The sequence below is a fragment of the Rahnella sp. BCC 1045 genome (assembly GCF_019049615.1).
GTDB lineage: Bacteria > Pseudomonadota > Gammaproteobacteria > Enterobacterales > Enterobacteriaceae > Rahnella > Rahnella contaminans.
In genome coordinates this window covers 1-2,832 of sequence record NZ_JAFMOZ010000054.1, presented here as the reverse complement: position 1 = coordinate 2,832, position 2,832 = coordinate 1, and the positions used below count along the sequence as shown (strand labels likewise).

The window sequence follows — 2,832 nt, the reverse complement described above, 5'->3', positions numbered from 1 at the left end:
CTTTTATTCAAAAGGAAACATTTAACGGTAAATTAAGTCCGCACTTCTCTGAAAGGAATGTTCCAGTTGTAATTTGCTCAGATGATAACTATGCAATGAGCATGGGTGCGCTGGTTAATTCTATTCTGAGAAATTCTACTGAGCATCATAATTACGATATTGTCGTTTTAGATAATGGACTAAGTTTGCGAAGTAAGGAAAGGATAAAAGGATTGCTATCGAATGTCGATAACATGAATGTCCGTTTCTTTGATGTTAATGCTTTTAGTGAGATTAAAGACGCATATATCAGGCCACCATTTACTGCCGCAACATATTCACGCTTATTTATTCCAAAGCTCTTTCGTGACTTTGAAAAAGTTCTCTTTATAGACACTGATACTGTTGTTGAAAGTGATTTAGCCGCCCTGATTGAAACTCCTTTAGGCGATAATCTTGTGGCCGCAGTTCAAGATATCGTCATGGAGGGTTTCGTAAAATTCGGAAATATTGCTTTCTCAGATGCTGGTGAGCAGTCATCTGAAGAGTATCTTAAAACTAGATTGGGTATGTCTGAGACTAATCATTATTTCCAAGGTGGGATTATAGTTTTTAATATTTCTCAAATGAATAAAGAAAATACATTTGAAAAGTTGATGGCTGCATTAAAGGGGCAAAGTTATTGGTTCCTGGATCAGGATATAATGAATAAAGTATTCTATGGCAGGGTTCATTTCTTACCGCTTGAGTGGAATGTATATCATGGCAATGGTCATACTGATGTCTTTTATCCTAATCTCATGTTCGCAACATATATGCGATTCCTTAAAGCAAGACGTCAACCCAAAATGATTCATTTTGCTGGAGAAAATAAACCTTGGAATACAGATAAGGTAGATTTTTATGATAATTTCATCAAAAATATTCAAGGTACACCATGGGAAAAAGAAGTTTACGCGCGTCTAATTAAAACTAGAGAGCAAACTTCTTCAACTACTTTAACTGTACAACCAGTATTGACTCAAACCAAGTTAAAAAATAAGCTAATGCCACATATCAATCGATTTGCTCCTCGTGGGACATGGCGTAGAAATACTCTTGTTAAATGTTATTATAAATTCAGACGTGTTGTTCTTGGTTAAGGTGTAAAATAATGAACAGTAAAAATATACTTATTGTAGGCGCTGGTTTTTCTGGTGTTGTTATTGGTAGGAAACTTGCAGAGCAAGGCCACAAAATTCGGATTATCGATAAAAGATCGCATATTGCCGGAAATTGTTATGATGCGCGTGATGAAAAAACTAAAGTTATGGTTCACACATATGGACCACATATTTTTCACACAGATAATAAAGATGTGTGGGATTTCATCCAACAATTCTCTACAATGATGCCTTATACTAATCGTGTAAAAGCAACTTATAATGGCAAAGTATTTTCCCTACCAATTAATTTGCATACAATCAACCAATTTTTCAATAGAACATGTTCACCTAATGAAGCCAGAAAACTAATTAAAGAAAAAGGAGATGATTCTATATCGGATCCAAAAACTTTTGAAGAACAAGCGTTACGATTCGTTGGTAAAGAGTTATATGAAGCTTTTTTCAAGGGTTATACAATCAAGCAATGGGGTATGTCCCCAACTGAACTACCCGCTTCAATATTGAAAAGATTGCCAATCAGATTCAATTATGATGACAATTATTTCAATCATAAGTATCAGGGTATGCCAAAAGATGGTTATACCGATATGATTGAAAAAATATCCAAACATGAAAATATTACTGTTGAGCTTAATGTTGAATATGGCTCTGAAGAGCGAAAATCCTATGACCATATATTTTATAGTGGCCCTTTAGATGCATTTTATGAATATCGCTTTGGCCGTTTAGGATACAGGACTCTCGACTTTGAAAAGTTTACCTTCGACGGCGATTTTCAAGGTTGCGCAGTAATGAACTATTGTGAGCAACAAGTTCCTTATACACGGATTACTGAGCATAAATATTTTTCCCCTTGGGAAACTCACGAAGGCTCTGTTTGCTATAAAGAGTATAGCCGCGCGTGTGGGGAAAATGATATCCCTTATTACCCAATCCGTCAGGTTGGTGAAATGGCATTGTTAGAAAAGTATGTTGATTTAGCTAATTCTGAGAAAGGTATTACTTTCGTTGGCCGCTTAGGTACTTACCGATATTTAGATATGGATATCACTATTGCCGAGGCTTTAAAAACAGCTGATATCTTCCTGGACAGTATCCGAGTCAACAATGAAATGCCTGTTTTCACGGTTGATGTTAGATGAAAACAACTGCATTAATTGTTACCTATAATCGGTTAGAGAAACTTAAGAAGTGCTGGGATGCGACTTCGAAAGAACCATTCGATAATATTGTTATTGTTGATAACTGCTCATCTGATAACACGTCAGAATGGTTGCAAACACTTCAAGATCCGCGGGTAACAGTAATGCATCTTGTTGAAAACACCGGCGGTGCCGGTGGTTTCAAAGAAGGTGCAAAATTTATTTCAAACAATATCATTACCGACTGGGTTTTAATTTATGATGATGATGCTTCGCCCGAATGTGGATTATTAAATAATTTTCATGAGCATGACCTCAGTGGGATATCTGCTGTAAGTTGCCGCGTAGTTGATTCTAACGCTATCGATTGTAAAATGAATAAACCTTTTACTCGACTACCGAACGGGTTCTGGGAAAATATTAATTATTTTATCCAACCTGAAAAATTTATTCCTGCTAATGACAAGGAAACCATGTGTAAAACACTGTCATTTGTAGGGACCATTATCAGAGCAGATGTGCTTGCTGTTGCTGTAGACTATATT

At 36.1% G+C, this 2,832-nt stretch carries 3 protein-coding genes; all 3 read left to right on the top strand.

What is annotated here, in order from left to right; translation table 11 throughout:
- On the top strand, positions 1 to 1,121 hold a 1,121-nt coding region (locus J1782_RS00360), incomplete at its 5' end, for a glycosyltransferase family 8 protein (RefSeq protein ID WP_217151917.1).
- Between the two features lie 11 nt (positions 1,122 to 1,132).
- Complete coding sequence (glf, locus tag J1782_RS00355; RefSeq protein ID WP_217151916.1) at positions 1,133 to 2,287, top strand: UDP-galactopyranose mutase; 1,155 nt, start codon at positions 1,133 to 1,135, stop codon at positions 2,285 to 2,287.
- The coding region (locus J1782_RS00350; protein ID WP_217151915.1) for a glycosyltransferase at positions 2,284 to 2,832 on the top strand (549 nt) is incomplete at its 3' end. The genes glf and J1782_RS00350, both read left to right, overlap by 4 nt.

Coding starts and splice junctions, on each gene's coding strand:
- glf (WP_217151916.1), top strand. CDS start 1,133: ATGAACAGTAAAAATATACTTATTGTAGGCGCTGGTTTTTCTGGTGTT.